17 protein-coding genes are annotated in these 21,033 nt (G+C 66.8%); 14 read left to right on the top strand and 3 right to left on the bottom strand.

All coding sequences use genetic code 11. The annotated features are described in order from the left end of the window. Window positions 1-38 precede the first annotated feature (38 nt). The 6 genes from ABIE41_RS23730 (at window position 39) to ABIE41_RS23705 (ending at window position 8,577) form a co-directional block, all read left to right on the top strand. Complete coding sequence (locus ABIE41_RS23730) at window positions 39-1,628, top strand: ABC transporter substrate-binding protein (RefSeq protein WP_210320853.1); 1,590 nt, start codon at window positions 39-41, stop codon at window positions 1,626-1,628. 110 nt (window positions 1,629-1,738) lie between these two features. Beyond that, window positions 1,739-3,175: an amidohydrolase family protein gene (locus ABIE41_RS23725; protein WP_192642656.1), complete on the top strand. Its 1,437-nt coding sequence runs from the start codon at window positions 1,739-1,741 to the stop codon at window positions 3,173-3,175. Between the two features lie 106 nt (window positions 3,176-3,281). Continuing rightward, window positions 3,282-4,463, top strand: a complete 1,182-nt coding sequence (locus tag ABIE41_RS23720; RefSeq protein ID WP_192642655.1) for an acyl-CoA dehydrogenase family protein — start codon at window positions 3,282-3,284, stop codon at window positions 4,461-4,463. 20 nt (window positions 4,464-4,483) lie between these two features. Beyond that, window positions 4,484-5,062, top strand: a complete 579-nt coding sequence (locus tag ABIE41_RS23715; protein WP_192642654.1) for a TetR/AcrR family transcriptional regulator — start codon at window positions 4,484-4,486, stop codon at window positions 5,060-5,062. Window positions 5,063-5,137: 75 nt separating this feature from the next. After that, window positions 5,138-7,456, top strand: a complete 2,319-nt coding sequence (locus tag ABIE41_RS23710) for a putative bifunctional diguanylate cyclase/phosphodiesterase (RefSeq protein ID WP_192642653.1) — start codon at window positions 5,138-5,140, stop codon at window positions 7,454-7,456. A gap of 74 nt (window positions 7,457-7,530) precedes the next feature. Next, the gene (locus tag ABIE41_RS23705; protein WP_192642652.1) at window positions 7,531-8,577 is read left to right on the top strand and encodes a histone deacetylase family protein; all 1,047 of its coding nucleotides are present in this window, start codon (window positions 7,531-7,533) and stop codon (window positions 8,575-8,577) included. A gap of 129 nt (window positions 8,578-8,706) precedes the next feature. Here ABIE41_RS23705 and ABIE41_RS23700 read toward each other — a convergent pair whose 3' ends face one another. Continuing rightward, window positions 8,707-10,260, bottom strand: coding sequence for an acetolactate synthase large subunit (locus tag ABIE41_RS23700; protein WP_192642651.1), 1,554 nt, complete (start codon window positions 10,258-10,260; stop codon window positions 8,707-8,709). A 247-nt stretch (window positions 10,261-10,507) separates the two neighbouring features. Between ABIE41_RS23700 and ABIE41_RS23695 the strand changes: the two genes are divergently transcribed. The 8 genes from ABIE41_RS23695 (at window position 10,508) to ABIE41_RS23660 (ending at window position 18,508) form a co-directional block, all read left to right on the top strand. Then, on the top strand, window positions 10,508-11,470 hold the full coding sequence (locus ABIE41_RS23695; protein ID WP_192642650.1) for an ABC transporter substrate-binding protein: 963 nt from the start codon (window positions 10,508-10,510) through the stop codon (window positions 11,468-11,470). 127 nt (window positions 11,471-11,597) lie between these two features. After that, complete coding sequence (locus ABIE41_RS23690) at window positions 11,598-12,371, top strand: ABC transporter permease (RefSeq protein WP_192642649.1); 774 nt, start codon at window positions 11,598-11,600, stop codon at window positions 12,369-12,371. Between the two features lie 11 nt (window positions 12,372-12,382). After that, window positions 12,383-13,162 (top strand): ABC transporter ATP-binding protein, encoded by a 780-nt coding sequence (locus ABIE41_RS23685; protein ID WP_192642648.1) that lies wholly within the window; start codon window positions 12,383-12,385, stop codon window positions 13,160-13,162. 186 nt (window positions 13,163-13,348) lie between these two features. Then, a complete protein-coding gene (locus ABIE41_RS23680; RefSeq protein WP_192642647.1) occupies window positions 13,349-14,107 on the top strand; it encodes a FadR/GntR family transcriptional regulator in 759 nt (252 codons plus the stop codon). A gap of 113 nt (window positions 14,108-14,220) precedes the next feature. Further along, window positions 14,221-15,171: a sialic acid TRAP transporter substrate-binding protein SiaP gene (locus tag ABIE41_RS23675; protein ID WP_354193538.1), complete on the top strand. Its 951-nt coding sequence runs from the start codon at window positions 14,221-14,223 to the stop codon at window positions 15,169-15,171. Window positions 15,172-15,328: 157 nt separating this feature from the next. Continuing rightward, window positions 15,329-15,907 carry a TRAP transporter small permease gene (locus ABIE41_RS23670; protein ID WP_192642645.1) on the top strand — a complete coding sequence of 193 codons (579 nt, stop codon included), beginning with the start codon at window positions 15,329-15,331 and terminating at the stop codon, window positions 15,905-15,907. Between the two features lie 8 nt (window positions 15,908-15,915). Further along, complete coding sequence (locus ABIE41_RS23665; protein WP_192642644.1) at window positions 15,916-17,322, top strand: TRAP transporter large permease; 1,407 nt, start codon at window positions 15,916-15,918, stop codon at window positions 17,320-17,322. A 37-nt stretch (window positions 17,323-17,359) separates the two neighbouring features. Then, window positions 17,360-18,508: an oxidoreductase gene (locus ABIE41_RS23660; protein WP_192642643.1), complete on the top strand. Its 1,149-nt coding sequence runs from the start codon at window positions 17,360-17,362 to the stop codon at window positions 18,506-18,508. A gap of 8 nt (window positions 18,509-18,516) precedes the next feature. Here ABIE41_RS23660 and hutU read toward each other — a convergent pair whose 3' ends face one another. Next, entirely contained in the window at window positions 18,517-20,187 is a 1,671-nt protein-coding gene (hutU, locus tag ABIE41_RS23655) for a urocanate hydratase (protein WP_192642642.1), read from the bottom strand. After that, on the bottom strand, window positions 20,184-20,990 hold the full coding sequence (gene hutG, locus ABIE41_RS23650) for an N-formylglutamate deformylase (protein ID WP_192642641.1): 807 nt from the start codon (window positions 20,988-20,990) through the stop codon (window positions 20,184-20,186). Before hutG ends, hutU begins: the two co-directional genes overlap by 4 nt. Window positions 20,991-21,033 lie beyond the last annotated feature (43 nt).

Raw genomic sequence — 21,033 nt, 5'->3', positions numbered from 1 at the left:
GCCGCCATTCGTTTCGACAACAAGAGGGGAGAACGATCGTGACGCATCTGAGATCCATCGCTGCCGGTGCCCTGCTGGGCCTGGCTACCCTCGCAGGACCAGCCCTGGCGCAGGGCTCCAACAACAGCCTCACCATCGTCCGCGAGGTCGACAGCGACCGCTACGACCCGCACCGCTCGACGGCGCGCGCCGCCTCCGAGGTCATCTTCATGATGGCCGACACGCTGGTCTCGCTCGACCACGACATGTCGACGATCAAGCCCGGCCTCGCCACCTCCTGGTCGATGTCGCCCGACGGCAAGACCTACACCTTCAAGCTGCGCAACGACGTCTCCTTCTGCGACGGCAAGAAGATGACCGCGCAGGACGTCGTCTACTCGATGAAGCGCTGGATCGATCCGGCGACCCGCTCGCCGGTGCGCTGGCGCGCCGGCAAGGTCGACGACATCGTCGCGGTCGACGACACCACAGTCGAGTACAAGCTGACCGCGCCCTTCTCGGAACTGCTCTACCAGCTCACCCAGAGCTTCGCCGTCATCATGGACAAGGCGAATGTCGAGGCACTTGGCGCCGATTTCGGCGTCAAGGGCTTCAACGGCACCGGACCCTATTGCTGGGGTGACTGGAAGCCGCGCAACGAGTTCCGCCTGAAGAAGCACGCCGCCTACAAGTGGGGCCCGCCGATCTATGAGAACAAGGGCGCCGCCCAGATCGAGGAAATCGTCTGGCGCATCGTGCCCGAGGAGAACACCCGCCTCGCCGCCGTCATGACCGGCCAGAGCCAGGTCACGCAATACGTGCCCTATTCGGGCCTTTCGCAGATTCGCGCCAACCGCAATCTCAAGCTGGTCGACTCCAAGGAAGCCTTCTGGACCTATTTCGTCGGCTTCAAGATCGACAAGGACGGCGTCAGCGACCCGGCGGTTCGCCGCGCCATGGTGATGGCCGTGGACCAGAAGGCGATCGCCGAGAACCTCTATTTCGGCGAGGTCGAGCCGGCCTATACCTATATCTCGACCGAGGCGCTGGACTGGAACAAGGGCGTCACGCCGATCACCACCAATGTCGCCGAGGCCAACAAGATCCTCGATGCCGCCGGCTGGGTGAAGGGTGCCGACGGCATCCGCGCCAAGGACGGCAAGAAGCTCGCCCCCGTCGTCTACGGCTTCACCGGCTCGACATGGCAGAAGCTGATGGAGGCGATCCAGGGTGATCTGCGCAAGATCGGCGTCGACCTCAAGGTCCAGCTCTTCGATGCCACCATCGCCTGGGGCAAGATGGCGACGCAGGAGTTCGACATGTTCGGGATGAGCTTCCCCTACATCTCGGCGGGCGACGCGCTGAACCTGTATTTCCCGTCCGCCAACGCCCCGACACCCAACCGGATGAACTGGAAGGACGAGCAGACCGACGCGCTGCTCTCCAAGGGCATGACCGCGCTGAACGATGCCGATCGCGCCGCCGCCTATGGCGAGGTGCTGAAAAAGGTGCATGAGGCCGCCGTCTGGCTGCCGCTCTATCACGAGCCGATGAAGATCGCGGCCTCGGCGAGGTTGGCTCCTTTCAAGGCCCACAACATCTATGGTTGCGGGCTCTACAAGGGTCTCGACCTGAAGTTCGTGCGCTGATCTTTCGTCAATCCCGGGCGATGCGAAGCGCCGACCCGGGAATCTCCTGCCAAAGATGGTGGGCCTCAGGCCGACCATGACGCCCTCATTCTGCCCTGCCGGAGCCTGCCATGCCGATTACCCTCATCCGCAATGCCAGCTGGATCGTCGCCTACGACGCCAAGGCCAAGGGGCATGTCTATCTGCGCGACGGCGACGTCGCCTATGACGGCGACCGGATCGTCCATGTCGGCGGCAGCTACAAGGGCAAGGCCGACGTCACCATCGACGGGCGCGGCAAGATGGTCATGCCGGGCCTCGTCAACATCCATTCCCATCCCTCATCCGAGGCGATGACCAAGGGCTGGAACGATGAGCTCGGCTCACCGAAGATGTATGGCACGGCGCTCTACGAGTTCATGCCGCTGTTCCGCTGCGACGCGCAGGGCATCAAATCCTGCGCGCAGGTGACCTATTCCGAGCTCCTGATGTCGGGCGTGACCACGCTGGTCGACATGTCGGTCGCCTGGGATGGCTGGCTCGAGACCTTCAAGGCCTCGGGGCTGCGCGGCGTCTTCTCGCCGATGTACCGCTCGGCCCGCTGGTACACCGACAATGGCCATCTCGCGAAATACGAGTGGGACGAGAAGGCCGGCGAAGCCGCGATGGCCGCTGCCATGAAGCTGCTCGACCAGGTGGCCGCCGACGACAGCGGGCGCCTCTCCGGCATGGTCTCGCCCTCGCAGATCGACACCTGCACGCCCGAGCTGATCCAGACGAGCTATGCCGAGGCCGAGAAGCGCAACGTGCCCTTCCAGATCCACGCTGCCCAGAGCGTGGTGGAGTTCCACGAAATCACCCGCCGCCACGGCATGACGCCGGTGGAATGGCTGGAATCGCTCGATGTCCTCGGGCCGTTCTCGATCATCGGCCACGGCATCTTCCTCGACCACCACTCCTCGGTGAAATGGCCGGCGACGGACGATCTCGGCTGCTTGGTCGAGACCGGCACGAACGTCGCCCATTGCCCGATCGTGTTCCAGCGCCGCGGCATCGCGATGCAGAGCTTCGGGCAATATGTCGCCGCCGGTGTCAATGTCGGCATCGGCACCGACACCTATCCCCACCACATGCTCGAGGAGCTGCGGGCCGTCTGCATCGGCTCGCGCATGATGGCGGAGGACGTCTTCGACCTGCGCACCTCGGATGCCTTCAACGCCGCGACGCTGGGCAGCGCCAAGGCACTCGGCCGCGACGACATCGGCCGCCTGGCCAAGGGCGCCAAGGCCGACATCGTGTTGGTCGACGTCACCCATCCGATGATGCGCCCGCTGCGCGATCCGATCCGCAGCCTGATCTATGCGGCGGGCGAGCGCGCCGTCACCACCGTCATCGTCGACGGTGTCACGGTCGTCGAGAACGGCAAGGTCCTGACCATGGACTACGCCGCCGCCACGGCCGAACTCGAGGAGGCCCAGCGCCGCGCCGAGCCGAAGGTCAAGGGGCTCGACTGGGCCGGCCGGGACCATCTCGAGATCTCGCCGCTGACCTTCCCGCCCGGGAAATAGCCGGCGTCGGTCCTCGCCGTTTTTGGCCGCGGCGGAACGCCTCGCTTGATCTCCCGCGATCGCCAACCTACCGTCCGGTAGGCTGGCGCATCGGGAGGAGATCGGCATGTCCGCAGTCGAGAAGATCGGGTCCGAGGGAGCATCGGCACGCTCGCCCTATTTCACCGAGGAGCACGAGGCGCTGCGCGACCAGGTGCGCCGTTTCGTCGAGACCGAGATCAAGCCTCACGCAAAGGCCTGGGAGGAAGCGGGCTTCGTGCCGCGCGAGGTTCTCCGGAAGATGGGCTCGCTGGGCTTCCTCGGCATCCGCTATCCGGCCGAATATGGCGGCTCGGAGATGGACACGATGGCGACCGTCGTCTTCGCCGAAGAACTCGGCCGCTCGACCTTCTCGGGCGTCGCGATCACCGCGCTCGTCCATACCGATATGGCCTCCGTCCACATCGCCAATGCCGGCAGCAAGGCCCAGCGCGACCGGCTGATGCCGGCGATCGTCGCGGGCGAGAAGATCGTCGCCGTCGCCGTCACCGAGCCCGACGCGGGCTCTGACGTGAAGGGCATCCGCACCACCGCGCGCCGCGAGGGCGACAGCTATGTGCTGAACGGCGCCAAGGTCTACATCACCAACGGCGTCCATGCCGATCTCTACTGCGTCGCGGCCAAGACCGACCTTTCCGCCAAGCCGTCGCAATCGGTCTCGATCTTCCTGGTCGAGAAGGGCACGCCCGGTTTCCGCGTCGCCCGCGAGCTCGACAAGCATGGCTGGCGGTCGTCCGACACCGCCGAGCTCGTCTTCGAGGATTGCCGCATCCCCGCCGAGAACCTGCTCGGGCAGGAAGGCCGTGGCTTCTACGCGATCATGAGCAATTTCCAGAACGAGCGCACCGTGATCGGCGCCATGGCGATGGGCGAGGCACAAGCCGCGATCGACCTGACGCTGGACTATGTGAAGACCCGGAAAGCCTTTGGCGCACCGCTCTGGGACAAGCAGGCTATCCGCCAGAAGCTCGCCATGCTGGCGGCGAAGGTCGAGGCCGGCCGGCAGCTCGTCTACCACGCCGCCTGGCTCGACGCCCAGGGCGTCGATGCGACGCGCGAGGTCTCGATGGTCAAGGCCTACTGCGGTGAACTCGTCAACGAGGTCATGTATGCCTGCCTGCAGTTCCATGGCGGCATGGGCTACATGCGCGAGAGCACGATCGAGCGCATGACGCGCGATGCCCGCGTCCAGGCGATCGGCGGCGGCGCCACCGAGGTAATGCTGGAAGAGGTCGCCAAGCGGCTGTGAGCGCGGCGACCGACACCCTTGTGGGGGACGTCGCCCCCGGCGGATCGCGCCGCCTGATCCTCGACACGGCGGCGCGGCTGCTGCGCTCGGGCGGCTATCACCAGACCACGCTGCGCGAGATCGCCGAGGCGGTCGGCATCCGCAAGGCGAGCCTCTATCACCACTTCGCCTCGAAAGAGGAGATCGTCGAGGCGGTGGTCAATGACGGCGTCCGCTTCGTGCGGGATGCCGTCGTCGCTGCGCTGGCGGGGATGGACGGCGCGTCACCGCGGCAAAGACTCGAGGCGGCGATCACCGCCCATCTGACCGCCCTTCATGGCCAGCGCGACTACACCACCGCGAGCTTCCGGGTCTTCACCTTCGGCGCGACGCCGGTGCCCGAGAGCGTGCGGGCGGCGAGGCGGGCTTATGAGGACGTCTGGCGTGGGCTCATCGCAGAGCTGCAGGCCGCCGGAGCCCTGCCGCAGGAGCGATCGGCCGATCTGATGCGCTACATGATCCTCGGGGCGATGAACGGCTCGATCGACTGGTTTCGGCCGGGTCGCTTCGCCATTGCGGAAGTCGCCCAGGAGTTCTCGGCCCTCATCCTCGCGCGCTGAAACAAAGTGGCGTCGCTTCGGAAGCGATCCGTCAATTTAACTCGCTTTTGAGGGGTTATCGCCGACAAGCGCCGCATGGCTGGCGGAAAATTGAAGTTTGGCGGCGAGTTTCGCGATTCCGCGATGGAGCAGGCCTTTACGGTCGCTCGGCATGACGAGACGCTCAGGCAGTGCCGGCTGCTCTTCCTGCTCTCGGCGGCGCTCAACACGCTGTTCCTGCTGAGCGACTGGCGCTTTGCCGGAACGCCGCATTTCTTCGTCGCCGTCCCGGCCCGGCTCTGCGTCGTCGCGTTCTCGCTGCTCTGCTTCCTGCTCGTCCGGCGCGCCACGGACATTGGCCGCACCCTGGCGGCAACCCTGCTCTGGGAGGTGACGACCGCGGTCGCGGTCGCCTTCCTCGTCAGCTCGCGCAGCGATCTCGCACTCTTCGTCGTCCTGCTGCTGCCCTCGATCTTCTATCTGGTTGCGACCACGCCCTTCCGCTTCACGCTGCTCATGGGCGTCGGTGCGAGCGTGCTGATGCTGACGGGCTATCTCGGTCGCGGTCCCTATCCCTCGACGCTGCTCGGCCTCGTGCTGGTGCTGGCCATGCTGAACTTCGCGCTCAGCCTCGTGGTGATCCACGCCAACCGCCTGCGCCGGCTGGAATGGCTGGCGACCCGGTCTGAGCGGGCGGCGCGCGAGGCGCTGGAGGAGAGCCAGGCCCTGCTCGAGCGCGTCTTCATGGCGGTGCCGATCCCGCTGGTGGTCACGGCGGTCGCCGATGGCAGTTATCTGCGCGCCAATGAGGCGGCGGTGCGCTATCTCGCGGCGCCGGGCGCGACGGGTCTCGCTGGCCGCACGATCGCCGACAGCATCGGCATCGACGACCGGCGCCGGGCCATCGCCGAACTGCGTGACCGCGGGCGGATCGAGACGCTGGAAGTGCCCCTGCGCGACGGCCAGGGCCGGATGCGCGAGGCGGTCATCACTGCGGCCTCCGTTCCGGTCGGACAGGGCCAGGCCTTCGCCGCCGGCATCGTCGACGTGACCGAGCGCAACGCCGCTGCGGCCCAGATGCGTTGGCAGGCGACGCATGATGCGCTGACGGGTCTCCCCAACCGGCTGATGTTCCAGGAGACGCTGGCAGATGCGCTGGCCAGTCGCGGCGGCGGCATCGTCGCCGTCTTCCTGATCGATCTCGACGACTTCAAATCGATCAACGACACGCTCGGCCACGACGTCGGCGATGGCCTTCTGGTTAGCGTCGGCCGGCTGCTGACCGAGGTGCTTGCACCGGGCGACACCGTGGCGAGGCTCGGAGGCGACGAATTCGTCGTCGTGGCGTCGCTCACGGAAGGGGGCGAGGCTGCGGCCGCCAAGGCCCGCCAGCTGTTGCAGGCCCTGCAGCGCTCGTTTCCGGGCATCGAGATCGCCGGTCCGATGCGGGCGAGCATCGGCTTTGCTCTGGCACCGCAGCACCATGACGAGGCGGGCGAGCTGCTCAAGGATGCCGATCTTGCCCTGTATCGCGCCAAGGCGCTCGGCCGGAACATGGCCGTGGCCTATGAGCCGGCGATGCGCGAGGCGATGAACGCGCGCGTGGAGATCTGCGGCGCTATCGTGGAGGCCGTGGCCCAGGGCCGGATTCTGCCCTTCTACCAGCCCCAGATCGACCTCGAGAGCGGCGCCATCGACGGCTTCGAGGTGCTGGCGCGCTGGGACCACCCCGCGCGTGGCATCCTGCCGGCGGGCGTCTTCCTGCTGGCTCTGCAGGATCCCGAGACCGCACGCCAGATCGGCGAGGCGGTGCTCGCGGGAGTCCTGGCCGATCGCCGTCGCTGGCTCGATGAGGGGCTGGCCGTGCCGCGTCTCTGGCTGAACCTCGCGCCGGGCGTGTTCCGCGACCCGCTCTTCGCCGACGGGCTACTGGAGCGGCTGCGAATCGCAGGTCTCTCGCCGGCTCAGTTCGGGGTCGAGGTCACGGAGAACGTCCTGCTGACCCGGCAGGGCGATCAGGCGGGGCCCGCCCTGCACCGGCTGCGCGGCGCCGGGATCAGCGTGGCGCTGGATGATTTCGGGACCGGCTATGCCTCCCTCACCCATCTGCGGCGCTTCCCCGTCGACGTCGTCAAGATCGACCGTTCCTTCGTCGCCCGCATCGGCGAGCAGGGCGAGGACGCGGCAATCGTGCGGGCCGTGGTCGCGCTCACGGCCGAACTCGGGCTGGATGTGGTCGCCGAGGGCATCGAGACCCTGCCGCAGCAGGAATTCCTGCGCGCCCAGCGCTGCCGCTTCGGCCAGGGCTATCTCTATGCGCCTGCCGTTGCGGCGCCGGATGTGCCGGCGCTGCTGGCCCAGCCGGACCTGCGGCCCGCCATCGACGCAGGGCAGGGCGGCGTCATCCCCGCCTGACGTTCGGGCGCAGGCTTTGCTAGCCTCATCGCATTCGGGCCGCGACCGGCCCGTCCCTGGAGACCTGTCGACCCATGCGCGCCTTCTACCATCCCGACCAGTCGATGCACGATCCCCAGCAATATCTGCGCTTCGGTGCGGTCGTGGCGCCGAAGGATCTGCCGGAGCGTACGGCGCGGCTGCTGGCGGCGCTGGCGCGGCACGGCATTACGCCCGAGCGACCCGCATCCCATGGCAAGGGTCCGGTGCTGGAGATCCACGATGCCGGCTTCGTCAAGTTCCTCGAAACCGCCTGGGAGCGTTGGCAGGATCTGCCGGCCGAGCGCGGCCCCGAAGTCTGGCCGAGCACCTTCCCTTATTGGAGCGGGCGTCCGGAGGAATCCGTCCGCCAGCCTTGCCGTCCGACCGGCTTCATCGGCCAGCTCGGCTGGTATCTCGGCGACATGTCGGTGCCGATCGGCGAGCATTGCTGGCATTCGACGCTGCTGTCGGCCGAGACGGCAGTCACGGCCGCCGATGCGATCCTTGCCGGCGAACGCGCCGTCTACTCGCTCTGCCGCCCCTCGGGCCACCATGCCCGCGCCGACCGGGCGACCGGCTTCTGCTACCTCAACAACACCGCCATCGCGGCGCAGCGCCTGCGTTCGAAATTCAAGAAGGTCGCGATCCTCGACGTCGACGCCCACCACGGCGACGGCACGCAGCAGATCTTCTACCGCCGCGACGACGTGCTGACGATTTCGGTCCATGCCGACCCGTCGAACTACTATCCGTTCTACACGGGCTATGAGGACGAGCGCGGCAATGGGCCCGGCGAGGGCTTCAACCTCAACCTGCCGCTGCCTCATGGCGCCGGCGGCGCGGAGATGGCCGCGGCCGTCGACAAGGCAGGCGAGGCGATCAAGGCTTTCGGCGCCGATGTGGTCATCGTGGCGCTCGGCTACGACGCCCACAAGGACGATCCCATCGGTGTGCTGAAGCTCGACGCCGCCGATTTCGGCACCATCGCCAGCAAAGTGAAGGGCTTTGGCCTGCCGACGCTGGTGGTGCAGGAGGGTGGCTACGCGATCGAGGCGATCGGCGAGTGCCTCGACGCGTTCCTCGGCGGGTTCAAGGCGTAGCCAGATGCGTCATGGTCGGGCTTGACCCGACCATCTCGTAATGAGGGGAGCCTGCCAGTTTAGTAGTGGGCTCACGCGGCAAGAGATTCTCGGGTCGCCCATCGGGCGCCCGAGAATGACGGGTCTGCCTCAGATCACCGCCTCGATCAGGAACGGCCCCTTGCGGCCGAGCGCGCCCTTGAACAGCTTGGTGAATTCCTCGGCAGTGGTGGCGCGTGCCGCTTCCACGCCCATGCCGCGCGCCATCGCGACCCAGTCCAGCGCCGGCTCGTCGAGGTTCAGCATCAGTGTCGCGTTGCGGCCAAAATCATTGACGCCGACGGCGCGCATCTCGCCATGCAGGATCGCATAGGTCCGGTTGGCGAAGACCACGGTGACGATGTCGAGGTTCTCGCGCGCCTGCGTCCACAGGCCCTGAACCGTGTACATGCCCGAGCCGTCGGCTTGCATGCCGATGACCTTGCGGTCGGGGCAGGCCACCGCCGCACCGACGCACATCGGGATGCCTTCGCCGATCGCACCCCCGGTGAGCTGGAGATAGTCGTGCTGCGGCGCGTTGTGGCACTGCTGGTAGAAGACGCGGCCCGATGAGACCGACTCGTCGCAGACGATCGCGTTCTCGGGCAGCAGCCGCGCCACGATGGTGCAGACCTTGTCGGCGTCGAGGTCGCCCGTGGGCAGCGCGGTTTCGGTCTGCGCCTTGGCGATGAAGGCGGGTTCGGCGTTGGTGGCGCCCGTCTCCTGCGCCAGCGCATCGAGCGCGCCGACGAGATCGTCGCCCATCTTGCCCAGCGTGGTCACGGTGCAGCCGTCATGGATCAGCCGGCCGGGCTTGCCCGGATAGGCGAAGAAGCCGACCGGGATCTGCGCGCCGACCAGCACGAGCAGGTCGATATCCTTGAGCTGCTCCAGCGCCATGTCGATGGGGTAGAACACCTTGGGGATCGCGACGCGGCCCGCGCCGCGCTCGATCCGCCCGTTCGACATCTGCCCATACATCTTGCAGCCCGTCGCCGCGCAGATGCGCGCCGCCGTCTCCATCGGCCCGGCACGCAGGGAAGCGCCCGTCATCATCAGCGCCGCCCGCGAGCCGTGCTGGCGAAGCGCCGCGGCGACCTCACTAATGGTCTCTGCCGCCACCGTCCGGAAGGCCGGAACCGGCGTCGCCTTGACCTCGGCCGGCTCGACCGAGCCCCAGGCGCAATCGCCCGGCAGGATCACGGTGGCCACGCCGGGCAGCGACATCGCCGCCGCATAGGCTTCGCCGATGGCGGGCCCGACATCCTCCGGCGTCGCGATCCGGTGCACGTAATGCGACATCGGTCGCGCCAGGCTCTCGATGTCGCTGGTCAGCGGTGCGTCGTTGACGAGGTGATAGGTCGCGTGGTCGCCGACGACGTTGAGCATCGGGGTCCAAGCCCGGCGGGCGTTGTGCATGTTGGCGAGCGCATTCGCCATGCCCGGCCCGCAGTGCAGCAGCGTCGCGGCCGGCTTGTCGGCCATGCGCGCATAGCCGTCGGCCGCACCCGTCACCACCCCCTCGAACAGGCCCAGCACGCAGCGCATCTGCGGCTTGCGGTCCAGCGCCGCGACGAAATGCATCTCGGAGGTGCCGGGATTGGCGAAGCAGACATCCACGCCATTGACGAGCAGCGTGTCGCAGAGGCGGTCGGCACCGTTCATTCGAAGTATCCCACGGAAGAGAATGGAAGAGTCGTCGAGAGGACGCACAGGGGAGGGGATGTTCCCGATCCTGTCAAACGAGAGAATGTCATCACTGTCCCCAGCCGCGGTGATCGACGGCTTGACGGATTTGCATATGCATTTAACCTCCGCTGGAACGAAGGTTGCATCCGCCTTCGCCATGCGCTGCGATGGGTCTCCGCCCTCGCGCTGCGGGTCGGACAGCACAACAGGGGAAGGTTCCGTCATGACAGGTTTGAAGCGTTGGGGAACGGTCGCGGGTCTCGGCCTCGCGGCAGCGCTGGCCACGGGCGGCGCACAGGCGCAGACCAAGGTCAGCATCGGCATTTCGGGCTGGACCGGCTTCGCGCCGCTGGTGCTGGCCAAGGAGGCCGGTATCTTCGCGAAGCACGGCCTCGACGTCACCATCAAGAAGATCCCGCAGAAGGACCGCCACCTCGCCATCGCCTCGGGCGACATCCAGTGCGCGGCAACCACGGTCGAGACCTGGATCGTCTGGGACGGCGCGGGCGTGAAGACCAAGCAGATCTTCCAGCTCGATAAGAGCTACGGCGCCGACGGCATGGTGACGCGCAACGCCACCGCGTCGATCAAGGATCTCAAGGGCAAGACGGTCGCGGCCTCGGCGCCCGGCACCTCGCCCTATTTCGCGCTCGCCTGGTTCCTCAAGGAGAACGGCATGTCCGTTAAGGACGTGACCGTGGTCAACATGGAGCCCGGCCCGGCTGCCCAGGCCTTCATCGCTGGCCAGAACGACGCCGCGATGACCTATGAGCCTTATCTCTCGGCCGTGCGCGAGAAGCCCGATGCCGGCAAGATCATCGCCACCACGCTCGACTACCCGATGGTGATGGACACCTTCGGCTGCACCCCGGCCTTCCTCGCCGCCAATGACGCGGCCGCCGCTGCGCTGACGAAGAGCTATTTCGAGGCGCTCGACATGATCGCCAAGGAGAAGGACAAGGCCTTCGGCATCATGGGCGCCGATGTGAAGCAGACCGGCGAGCAGTTCGGCAAGTCGGCCGCCTTCCTGAAATGGTCGGATGCGGCCGGCAACAAGGCCTTCTTCTCGGGCGACTGGCAGGCCTTCTCGGCCAAGGCGGCCGACCTGCTGCTCGAGATCGGCCTGATCAAGACCAAGCCCGACCTCGCCAGCCTCGTCGAGACGAAATACGTCGCCGGCAAGTGAGCTGATTCCCACGCGTCATGCCCGGGCTTGACCCGGGCATCTCTGGATGACGAGATTCTCGGGTCCGCGCTGCGCGCGGCCCGAGAATGACGGCTGCGAGCGGCCGGCATCAAATGAGACAATCCCAATGAAACCCCTCCAGCCGGTCTCCGCGTCCTCTCGCGTCGCCTACGGCATCGCCTTCTTCGCGCTGTTCGTGGCGCTGTGGTCGGTCGCGACCTTCGGCGGCTATGTCCAGAAGCTGTTCCTGGCCGACCCGCTCACGATGGTCCGGGAAGGCTACAACCTTCTCTTCCAATACGGCTTCGCCTTCGACATCGGCATGACGATCTGGCGCGTCGTCGGTGGCTTCGTGCTTGCCGCGCTGGTCGCCCTGCCGCTCGGCATTGCCATGGGCGCCTACAAGCCGATCGAGGCCTTCCTCGAGCCCTTCGTTTCGTTTGCCCGCTATCTGCCGGCTTCGGCCTTCATTCCCCTCCTGATCCTCTGGGCCGGCATCGGCGAGGCGCAGAAGCTGCTCGTCATCTTCATTGGCTCGGTCTTCCAGCTCATCCTGATGATCGCGGTATCCGTCGGCTCGATCCGGCGCGATCTGGTCGATGCCGCCTACACGCTGGGCGCCACGGACACCTCGGTGGTGCGGCGCGTGCTGCTGCCGAACGCGGCCCCCGAGATCGCCGAGATCTTCCGCCTCGTCCTCGGCTGGGCCTGGACCTATGTCATCGTCGCCGAGCTGATCGGCTCGTCGTCAGGCATCGGCCACATGATCACCGACAGCCAGGCGCTGCTGAACACCGGCCAGATCATCTTCGGCATCATCGTCATCGGCCTGATCGGGCTGGTCTCGGATTTCCTGTTCAAGGCGGTCAACCAGCGCCTGTTCCCGTGGGCGCAGAGGTAGTTGACGCGAAGATGAGCAAGCTCCTCGTCGAGAATGTCGGGAAGATCTTCCCGCCCCAACGCGGCGGCCAGCCGACGCGCGCCCTGATGCCGACCTCGCTGAGCGTCGGCGACAACGACTTCATTGCCATCCTCGGCCCCTCCGGCTGCGGCAAGTCGACCCTGCTGCGGATCATCGGCGGGCTGGAAACGGCGAGCGAGGGCCGCATCATGCTCGATGGCGCCCCCGTCACCGGGCCGGGCGCCGATCGCGGCTTCGTCTTCCAGAGCTACACGCTGTTTCCGTGGCTGACGGTCGTCCAGAACATCGCCTTCGGATTGCGCGAGAAGGGCATCGCCGAGCGCGAGCGGCTCGACATCGCCCGTGGCTGGGCCGAGCGCGTCGGGCTGGCGAATTTCGTCGACCATTTTCCCAAGCAACTCTCGGGCGGCATGCAGCAGCGCACCGCCATCGCCCGCGCGCTTGCCAACGATCCCAAGATCCTGCTCCTCGACGAGCCCTTCGGGGCCCTCGACAACCAAACCCGTGCCCTGATGCAGGAGATGCTGCTCGGCATCTGGGAGCGCGAGCGCAAGACCGTGCTCTTCGTCACCCACGATATCGAGGAGGCGATCTTCGTCGGTTCGCGTGTGGTGGTGATGAGCGCGCGCCCGGGTCGCATCAAGGCCGACATCCCCGTCGATCTGCCCCATCCCCGGCCCTACACGATCAAGACCAGCCCGGAATTCGTGGCGCTGAAAGAGCGCCTCGTCGAGGAGATCCGCGCCGAGGTCATGGCGGCCGACCACTGACGGCACGCAGGCTTCGCGGGCCGTCGCGCTGCCCGGGACCGCACTCGCTCCCCCCGCAAGAGGCACTTCCGCCCGCCGATTGACACCCGGGAGCGCAGGTGCTTCTCTCTGCGCCAATTGGCCTGACCACATGGCCAAAAGAGCCTCTCTCGACAGAGGCCTTGGGATGGAAACCGGGAGTAGACTGTGCCGCTCGAAGCTGTCGAGTCGCCACGCCTTTATCGACAGATCGCCGACCAGCTCCGCCATCTCATCGATCGGCGCGAGTATCCGGCGGGCGGCCGGCTGCCGCCGGAGCGCGAGCTCGCCGAAAAGCTCGGCGTTTCCCGCCCGTCCGTTCGCGAGGCGTTGATCGCGCTGGAGGTCGAGGGCCGCGTGCGCATCCGCATGGGCTCGGGCGTCTATGTGGTCGAGCGGCCCGTGGCCCCGCCGACGCTCATTGCCGCCGGCGAAGCCCCGGAGGGCCCCTTCGAGGTGCTGAAGGCGCGCGAACTCGTCGAGAGCGCGATCTGCGCCGAGGCCGCGGGGGCTGCATCCGCCGCCGATATCGCGGCGCTGGACGACATCCTGCGTCGCATGGAGTTGCCGGGTCTGGGCAGCGACGAACTCGTCGCGCTCGACCGGGCTTTTCACGTCGCCATCGCCGCGAGCCTCGGCAACGCCGTGCTCGCGCGCTTCGTTGGCCTGCTTTTCGACCAGCGCATCAACCCCTATTTCCGCCAGCTCGCGAGCTATTTCGAGAACGCCGAGTCCTGGCAGGAGGCGGTCGCCGAGCATCGCGCCATTCGCGATGCCCTCGCGGCCGGCGGCGGCGAGGCGGCCCAGGCGGCGATGCGGCACCATCTGCAGCGCTCGCAGGAGCGCTTCTCACAGAGTTTCGGCGAGGGCCCGCCACGGACCCGCGCCGGGGACGTCGGGCTGTCGCGCATCGCCGGCAGGTCCTGAACGAAGAGGCCTGAGCGACGATACCCGGATCAACAAGAAGAAGACCACGTAACCACGTCAACGAGAGCAATCCCATGGGAGGGACGACGATGAAGAAGACCTGTCTGACAATCATGGCCATGGCTGCGGGCCTTGCCCTTGGCGGCCTGCCGGCCCAGGCCCAGACCAAGCTGAAATGGGCGCATGTCTACGAGACCTCCGAACCCTTCCACACCGAGTCGGTCTGGGCGGCGGACGAGTTCAAGAAGCGCACCAATGGCCGCTACGAGATCACCGTCTATCCGGCCTCGCAGCTCGGCAAGGAAACCGACATCAACCAGGGCCTGACGCTCGGCACGGTCGACATCATCATTTCGGGGTCGAGCTTCGCCGCGCGGTCCTTCGCGCCGATCGGCGTGACCTACTACCCCTTCACCTTCCGCAGCCCCGAGCATCTGCTCGCCTATACCAAGAGCGATGTCTTCACCGACATGGCCAAGGGCTATCAGGAGAAGACCGGGCACCAGATCGTCTCGGTGACCTATTACGGCACCCGCCACACCACCTCGAACAAGCCGATCAAGAGCTGCGCCGACATGAAGGGGCTCAAGATCCGCGTGCCCGACGTGCCGGCCTATCTCGCCATGCCGCGCGCCTGCGGCGCCAACACGGCGCCGATCGCCTTCGCCGAGGTCTATCTCGCGCTGCAGAACGGCACCGTCGAGGCGCAGGAAAACCCGCTGACCACGATCGAGGCGAAGAAGTTCTACGAGGTTCAGAAGCACATCGTCCTGACCGGCCACATCGTCGACCACCTCAACACGGTCGTCGCCAAGGGCACCTGGGACAAGCTCTCGCCGGAAGATCGCAAGATCTTCAGCGAAGTCGCACAGGAGGCCTCGGCCCGCGCCACCAAGCAGATCCAGGCCGATGAAGTGAAGCTCGTCCAGTTCTTCAAGGACAAGGGCCTGACCGTGACCGAGGTCGACAAGGCCGACTTCCTCGCCAACGTCCAGAAGAACGTCACCTTCGAGCAGTTCGGCTATCGCAAGGCCGACTGGGAGCGCATCCAGGCGATCAAGTAAGTCTCAATCTTGCCTCCTCGCGACAACGTTTTCGTCATTGCGAGGAGGCGCTGCCGACGAAGCCATCCAGAGCCACTGCTCGACACCCTGGATGGCTTCGCTGCGCTCGCAATGACGATGGCCGCCTCGGCGGAGCTCCTCACGACTGGACCAGCCTATGACCCCGACGCCTGAAATCCACACCAAGGTGACGAGCGAGGAACTCGCCCACGTCTTCGACGAGGCACCTCCTCCTGCGGACCTCTCGGTCTACGGTGTCGAGGACTGGATCACGCTCGCGGCCTTCTGGGTCATGGTCGGCTGCGTCATCCTGCAGTTCTTCACCCGCTACGTCCTGAACAACTCCTTCGCCTGGACGGAGGAGATCGCGATCAACGCGCTCGTCGTCGTGGTCTTCCTCGGCGCCTCGCTCTGCGTGCGGGCCTCGCGGCATATCCAGGTCGATTTTCTCTACCGCTACATGTCGCCAGGCTTGGGGCGGATCATGGCGACCTTCGTCGACATCGTCCGCATCGGCTTCTTCGCCTACGGCACCTGGCTGACCTACAAATACGCGTCGCTGATCCCCGACGAGATGATGACGACGGTCGATCTGCCGAAATCGATCATCTTCAACGCCGTGGTCCTCGCCTTCGCGCTGATGACGCTGCGGGCGCTGCATGTCGCCTGGCAGAACCTTCGCCGCGGCTATTCCGTCCTTGAAAAGCCCGCAGCCTTCGACGGCTCGGAGGCCTGAGAACAGACATGCTGATCCTGCTCGGTTCCTTCCTCGCCCTGATGATCCTCGGCGTGCCCGTGGCGATCGCCATGGCCGTCGCGTCGCTGGCGTTCATCATCATCTCAGGCACGGTGCCCGACGTCATCCTGGCCCAGCGCATGATCGCGGGCGTCGAGAGCTTCCCGCTGCTCGCCGTGCCGTTCTTCATTCTGGCCGGCAACCTCATGAACATTGCCGGCGTCACCGGCCGGATCTATGCCTTCGCGGTCGCGCTCGTCGGCTGGATGCGCGGCGGCCTCGCCCAGGTGAACATCATCGGCTCGGTGATCTTCTCGGGCATGTCGGGCACCGCCATCGCGGATGCGGCGGGCATCGGCACGATCGAGATCAAGGCGATGAAGGACCACGGCTATTCGGCCGAGGTCGCGGTCGGTGTCACTGCGGCCTCCGCCACGCTGGGGCCGATCATCCCGCCCTCGCTGCCTTTCGTCATCTACGGGATGATGTCGAACACCTCGATCGGCGCGCTCTTCCTCGGCGGCGTCATCCCCGGCGTGGTCATGACGCTGTTCATGATGGCGACGGTTGCGATCTTCGCCCGCATCTACAAATGGGGCTCGGACTCCGCCTTCTCCTGGCGTGAGATCGGCACGGCGGGCATCGAGGTCGCCGTGGTGCTCGGCTTCCCGCTAGTCGCCTATGTCCTCATTTGGGCCGGGCTCTCAGATAATGTGGCCATCGGGCTGGCGCTCGCGCTGCTGCTGGGCCTCGACTACTATTTCGACTTCTCGGCCGTGATGGCGCTGATGACGCCGGTCATCCTGATCGGCGGCATGACGATGGGCTGGTTCACGCCGACCGAGGCCGCCGCCGCCGCGGTGATCTGGTCGCTCTTCCTCGGTCTCGTGCGCTACCGCTCGATGACGCTGCGGACCCTGACCAAGGCGACCTTCGACACGATCGAGACCACGGCCTCGGTGCTCTTCATCGTCACGGCCGCCTCGATCTTCGCCTGGCTTTTGACCGTGTCGAACACGGCGCAGATCATGTCGGACGCGATCCTCAGCCTGACCCAGAACAAATGGGTCTTCCTGGTCCTCGTGAATCTGCTGCTGCTCTTCATCGGCTGCTTCCTCGACACCATCGCCGCGATCACCATCGTGGTGCCGATCCTGCTGCCGATCGCGCTCAAGCTCGGCGTCGACCCGATCCACTTCGGGCTGATCATGACGCTGAACCTGATGATCGGCCTGCTCCACCCGCCGCTCGGGATGGTGCTGTTCGTGCTCTCGCGCGTCGCCAACCTCTCGGTCGAGCGGACCACGATGGCGATCCTGCCCTGGCTGATCCCGCTCTTCGCGGCGCTGTTCGCGATCACCTTCATCCCCGAGCTGACGCTCTGGCTGCCGCGGCAGATGGGAATGGTGCGGTGAGGATTGTCCCGGCCCGTGAGAGGGAGCCGGTGAAGGGATGACCGATCCGTGGACGCCCTTCCGCTTTGGCGGCGGGCGCACTCTGCCCAACCGCTTCTTGCTGGCGCCGATGACGACGGATGCCTCCGATCCCGACGGAATGGTCAGCGCCGGGGAGCGCGCTTTCGTGCGGCGACGCAGCCTGTCGGGTTTCGGTGGCCTGATCAGCTCATGCGCTTACGTTCATGAGGATGGTCGCTCCTGGAACGGCATCGGAGCGGCAAAGCCCGGGCACCTTCCGAGCCTTGAGGCGCTGGCGGGGGATCTGCGCGCCGGCGGCGGTCTTGCGATCCTGCAGATCTACGATGGCGGCCGCATAGCGCGGCCCGCCCTGATCGGGGAGGGACGGATGCGTGCCCCGTCGGCCGTCGCGTCGCTACGACCCGGCGCGCTGACCCCGCGCGAGATGACCGCGGCCGAGGTCGATGATCTCGTCGGCTGCTTTGGTGCGGCAGCCGAGCGGGCGCGACAGGCCGGCTTCGACGGCGTCGAACTCCATGGCGCCAATCACTATTTGCTGCATCAGTTCTTCTCGCCGCGCGCCAACCGCAGGCGGGACCGCTGGGGCGGTGACCGCGATGCGCGGATGCGCTTTCCGCTCGCCGTGGTGCGGGCGGCCCGAGAGGCGGTGGGGCCGGGCATGGTTCTCGGCTACCGGGTCACGCCGTTCGAGCCTGAACCCGATGGTTACGGGCTCGATGACGCGCTCGCGCTCGTCGATCGGCTGGCCGGTCTCGGCCTCGACTACATCCACGTGTCTCTCGATGATTTTCGCCTTCAGCGGCCGCAGCGCGAGGATCGCAACTACCTGGTTGCCAGCGCGCCCACCGGTGGTGACGGCCGCAGCCCTCTGGCGGAAATCCGTGCGGTGATCGCGGGGCGCTGCGCGGTCGTCGCCTGCGGCGGCGTCGGCACGCTCGCTGATGCCCGGGCCGCGATGGTGGCGGGCGGCGATCTCGTGGCGGTGGGCCGGGCGCCCTTGATCGACCCGGACTGGCTACGCAAGCTCGCCGACGGTCGCGAGGCTGACATCGCCTTGCGTTTCCCCCACGGGCCCGAGGAGATCGCGGCGCGATGCGCGATCCCGCCGCGCATGGTCGACTATCTGCTGAGCCGGCCCGGCTGGATCAAACGCGAGGACGCCTGAGCGGCGCCTCAGCCTATGCCCATCCCCGGTAGCCTCAGACCCTTCTCGCGCGCGCAGTCCTGCGCGATCTCGTAGCCGGCATCGGCATGGCGCATCACGCCGGTGGCCGGGTCGTTCCAGAGCACACGTTCGAGCCGCTTGGCCGCTTCCGGCGTGCCGTCGGCGACGATGACCACGCCCGAATGCTGCGAATAGCCCATGCCGACGCCGCCGCCATGATGCAGCGAGACCCAGGTCGCGCCGCCCGCCGTGTTGAGCAGAGCGTTGAGCAGGGGCCAGTCGGACACCGCGTCCGAGCCGTCCTTCATCGCTTCCGTCTCGCGGTTGGGCGAGGCGACGGAGCCGGAATCGAGATGGTCGCGGCCGATCACGACGGGCGCCTTCAGCTCGCCCTTCGCCACCATCTCGTTGAAGGCGAGGCCCAGGCAGTGCCGGTCGCCCAGCCCCACCCAGCAGATTCGCGCCGGCAGGCCCTGGAACTGGATGCGCTCGCGCGCCATGTCGAGCCAGTTGTGCAGATGCGCGTCGTTGGGCATCAGCTCCTTCACCTTGGCGTCGGTTTTGTAGATGTCCTCCGGATCCCCCGAGAGGGCCGCCCAGCGGAACGGGCCGATGCCCCGGCAGAACAGCGGGCGGATATAGGCGGGCACGAAGCCCGGGAAATCGAAGGCGTTGGCGACGCCCATGTCTTTCGCCATCTGGCGGATGTTGTTGCCGTAGTCGAGCGTCGGCACGCCCATGCGCTGGAAGTCGAGCATCGCCTTGACATGCTCGGCCATGGAGCGCTTGGCGGCCTCGATCGTCCCGGCCGGGTCGCGCTCCTTGCGCTCCTCCCACTGCTCGAGCGTCCAGCCGGCCGGCAGATAGCCGTTGAGCGGGTCATGCGCCGAGGTCTGGTCGGTGACGACGTCGGGTCGGATGCCGCGGCGGACCATGTCGGGGAAGACCTCGGCCGCATTGCCGAGCACGCCGACCGAGACCGCCTTGCCCTTGGCATGCGCGGCCTCGACGATTCTGAGCGCCTCGTCGATGCTGTCGGCCTTCTCGTCGAGATAGCGCGTGCGCAGGCGGAACTCGATCGAGGAGGGCTTGCACTCGACCGCTATCATCGAGGCCCCGGCCATGGTCGCGGCCAGCGGCTGGGCACCGCCCATGCCGCCGAGCCCGCCGGTCAGGATCCATTTGCCCTTGAGCGAGCCGCCATAATGCTGCCGGCCGACCTCGACGAAGGTCTCGTAGGTGCCCTGAACGATGCCCTGCGTGCCGATATAGATCCAGGATCCGGCCGTCATCTGGCCGTACATCATCAGCCCGAGCTTATCGAGATGGTGGAAGTGCTCCCAGTTCGCATAGGCCGGGACGAGGTTCGAATTGGCGATCAGGACGCGCGGCGCATCCGGATGCGTCCTGAAGATGCCGACCGGCTTGCCCGACTGGACCAGCAGCGTCTCGTCGGCCTCCAGCGAGCGCAGCGAGGCGCAGATCCGGTCGAAATCCTCCCAGGTGCGGGCGGCGCGGCCGATGCCGCCATAGACCACGAGCTCGCCGGGCTTCTCGGCGACGTCGGGGTCGAGATTGTTCATCAGCATGCGCAGCGGCGCCTCGGTCAGCCAGCTCTTGGCGGAAAGTTCGCTGCCATGGGGCGCGCGGATGACGCGGCTGTTGTCGATGCGGGTCATGAACGGCTCCGTTCGTGCTGGGCCGCCGCGTCGAGCGCTGCGGCGATGATGGCGGAGAGGGCGGATTGAAGGGGCGCGGCCGTGGCCGCGTCGAAAGTCCAGGGCGCGGCTTCCGTGGCGAGATAGGTGCTGAGCGCCTTCTCCATCTGGAGCGCGTGCACATGCTCGGCCGGGCGGCCGTAATGGCGGGTGATCCAGCCGCCCTTGAAGCGGCCGTTGACGACATGGGTCAGGGGCTGCGCGGCCATCGCTGCCGCTGCGGCGGCCTCCACGGCGGGCGCGCAGCTCGCACCCGAATTCGTCCCGAGATTGAGCGTCGGCAGCGTGCCGGGAAACAGCCGCGGGATCACCGACTTGATCGAGTGGCAGTCCCAGAGCACGGCATAGCCATGGGCCGCCTTGACCCGCGCGATCTCGGCTGCGAGCGCGTCGTGATAGGGCTGGAAATAGACGGCGCGGCGCCGCTCGATTTCGGCGGCGTCAGGCAACACCGTCCAGATCGGCGCGCCGTCGAAGGTCGTCGTAGGCACGAGTTCTGTCGTCGCCTGTCCCGGATAGAGCGAGACGCCCGACGGGTCGCGGTTCAGGTCGATGACGAAGCGCGACAGCTTCGCCTCGACGATCGTCGGCTGGAAGCGCTCCGCGAAGGCATAGACCTCGCGCATGTGCCAGTCCGTGTCCTCGACCAGCCGCCCGCGTTCGTTCAACGCGGCATGAACCTCCGATGGCAGCCCGGTGCCGGGATGCGGCATCGAGAGAATGAGCGGGGAGGGGCCCCGGGTGACGGTGACGATCGAGGTCATGCGTTCAAAGCTCCGTCATGCTCGGGCTGCCCCGAGCATCTCC

Source organism: Bosea sp. OAE506 (genome assembly GCF_040546595.1).
Classification (GTDB): Bacteria; Pseudomonadota; Alphaproteobacteria; order Rhizobiales; family Beijerinckiaceae; genus Allobosea.
Note: the sequence above shows the minus strand (reverse complement) of the source record. Positions and strands in the feature narration are given on the sequence as shown.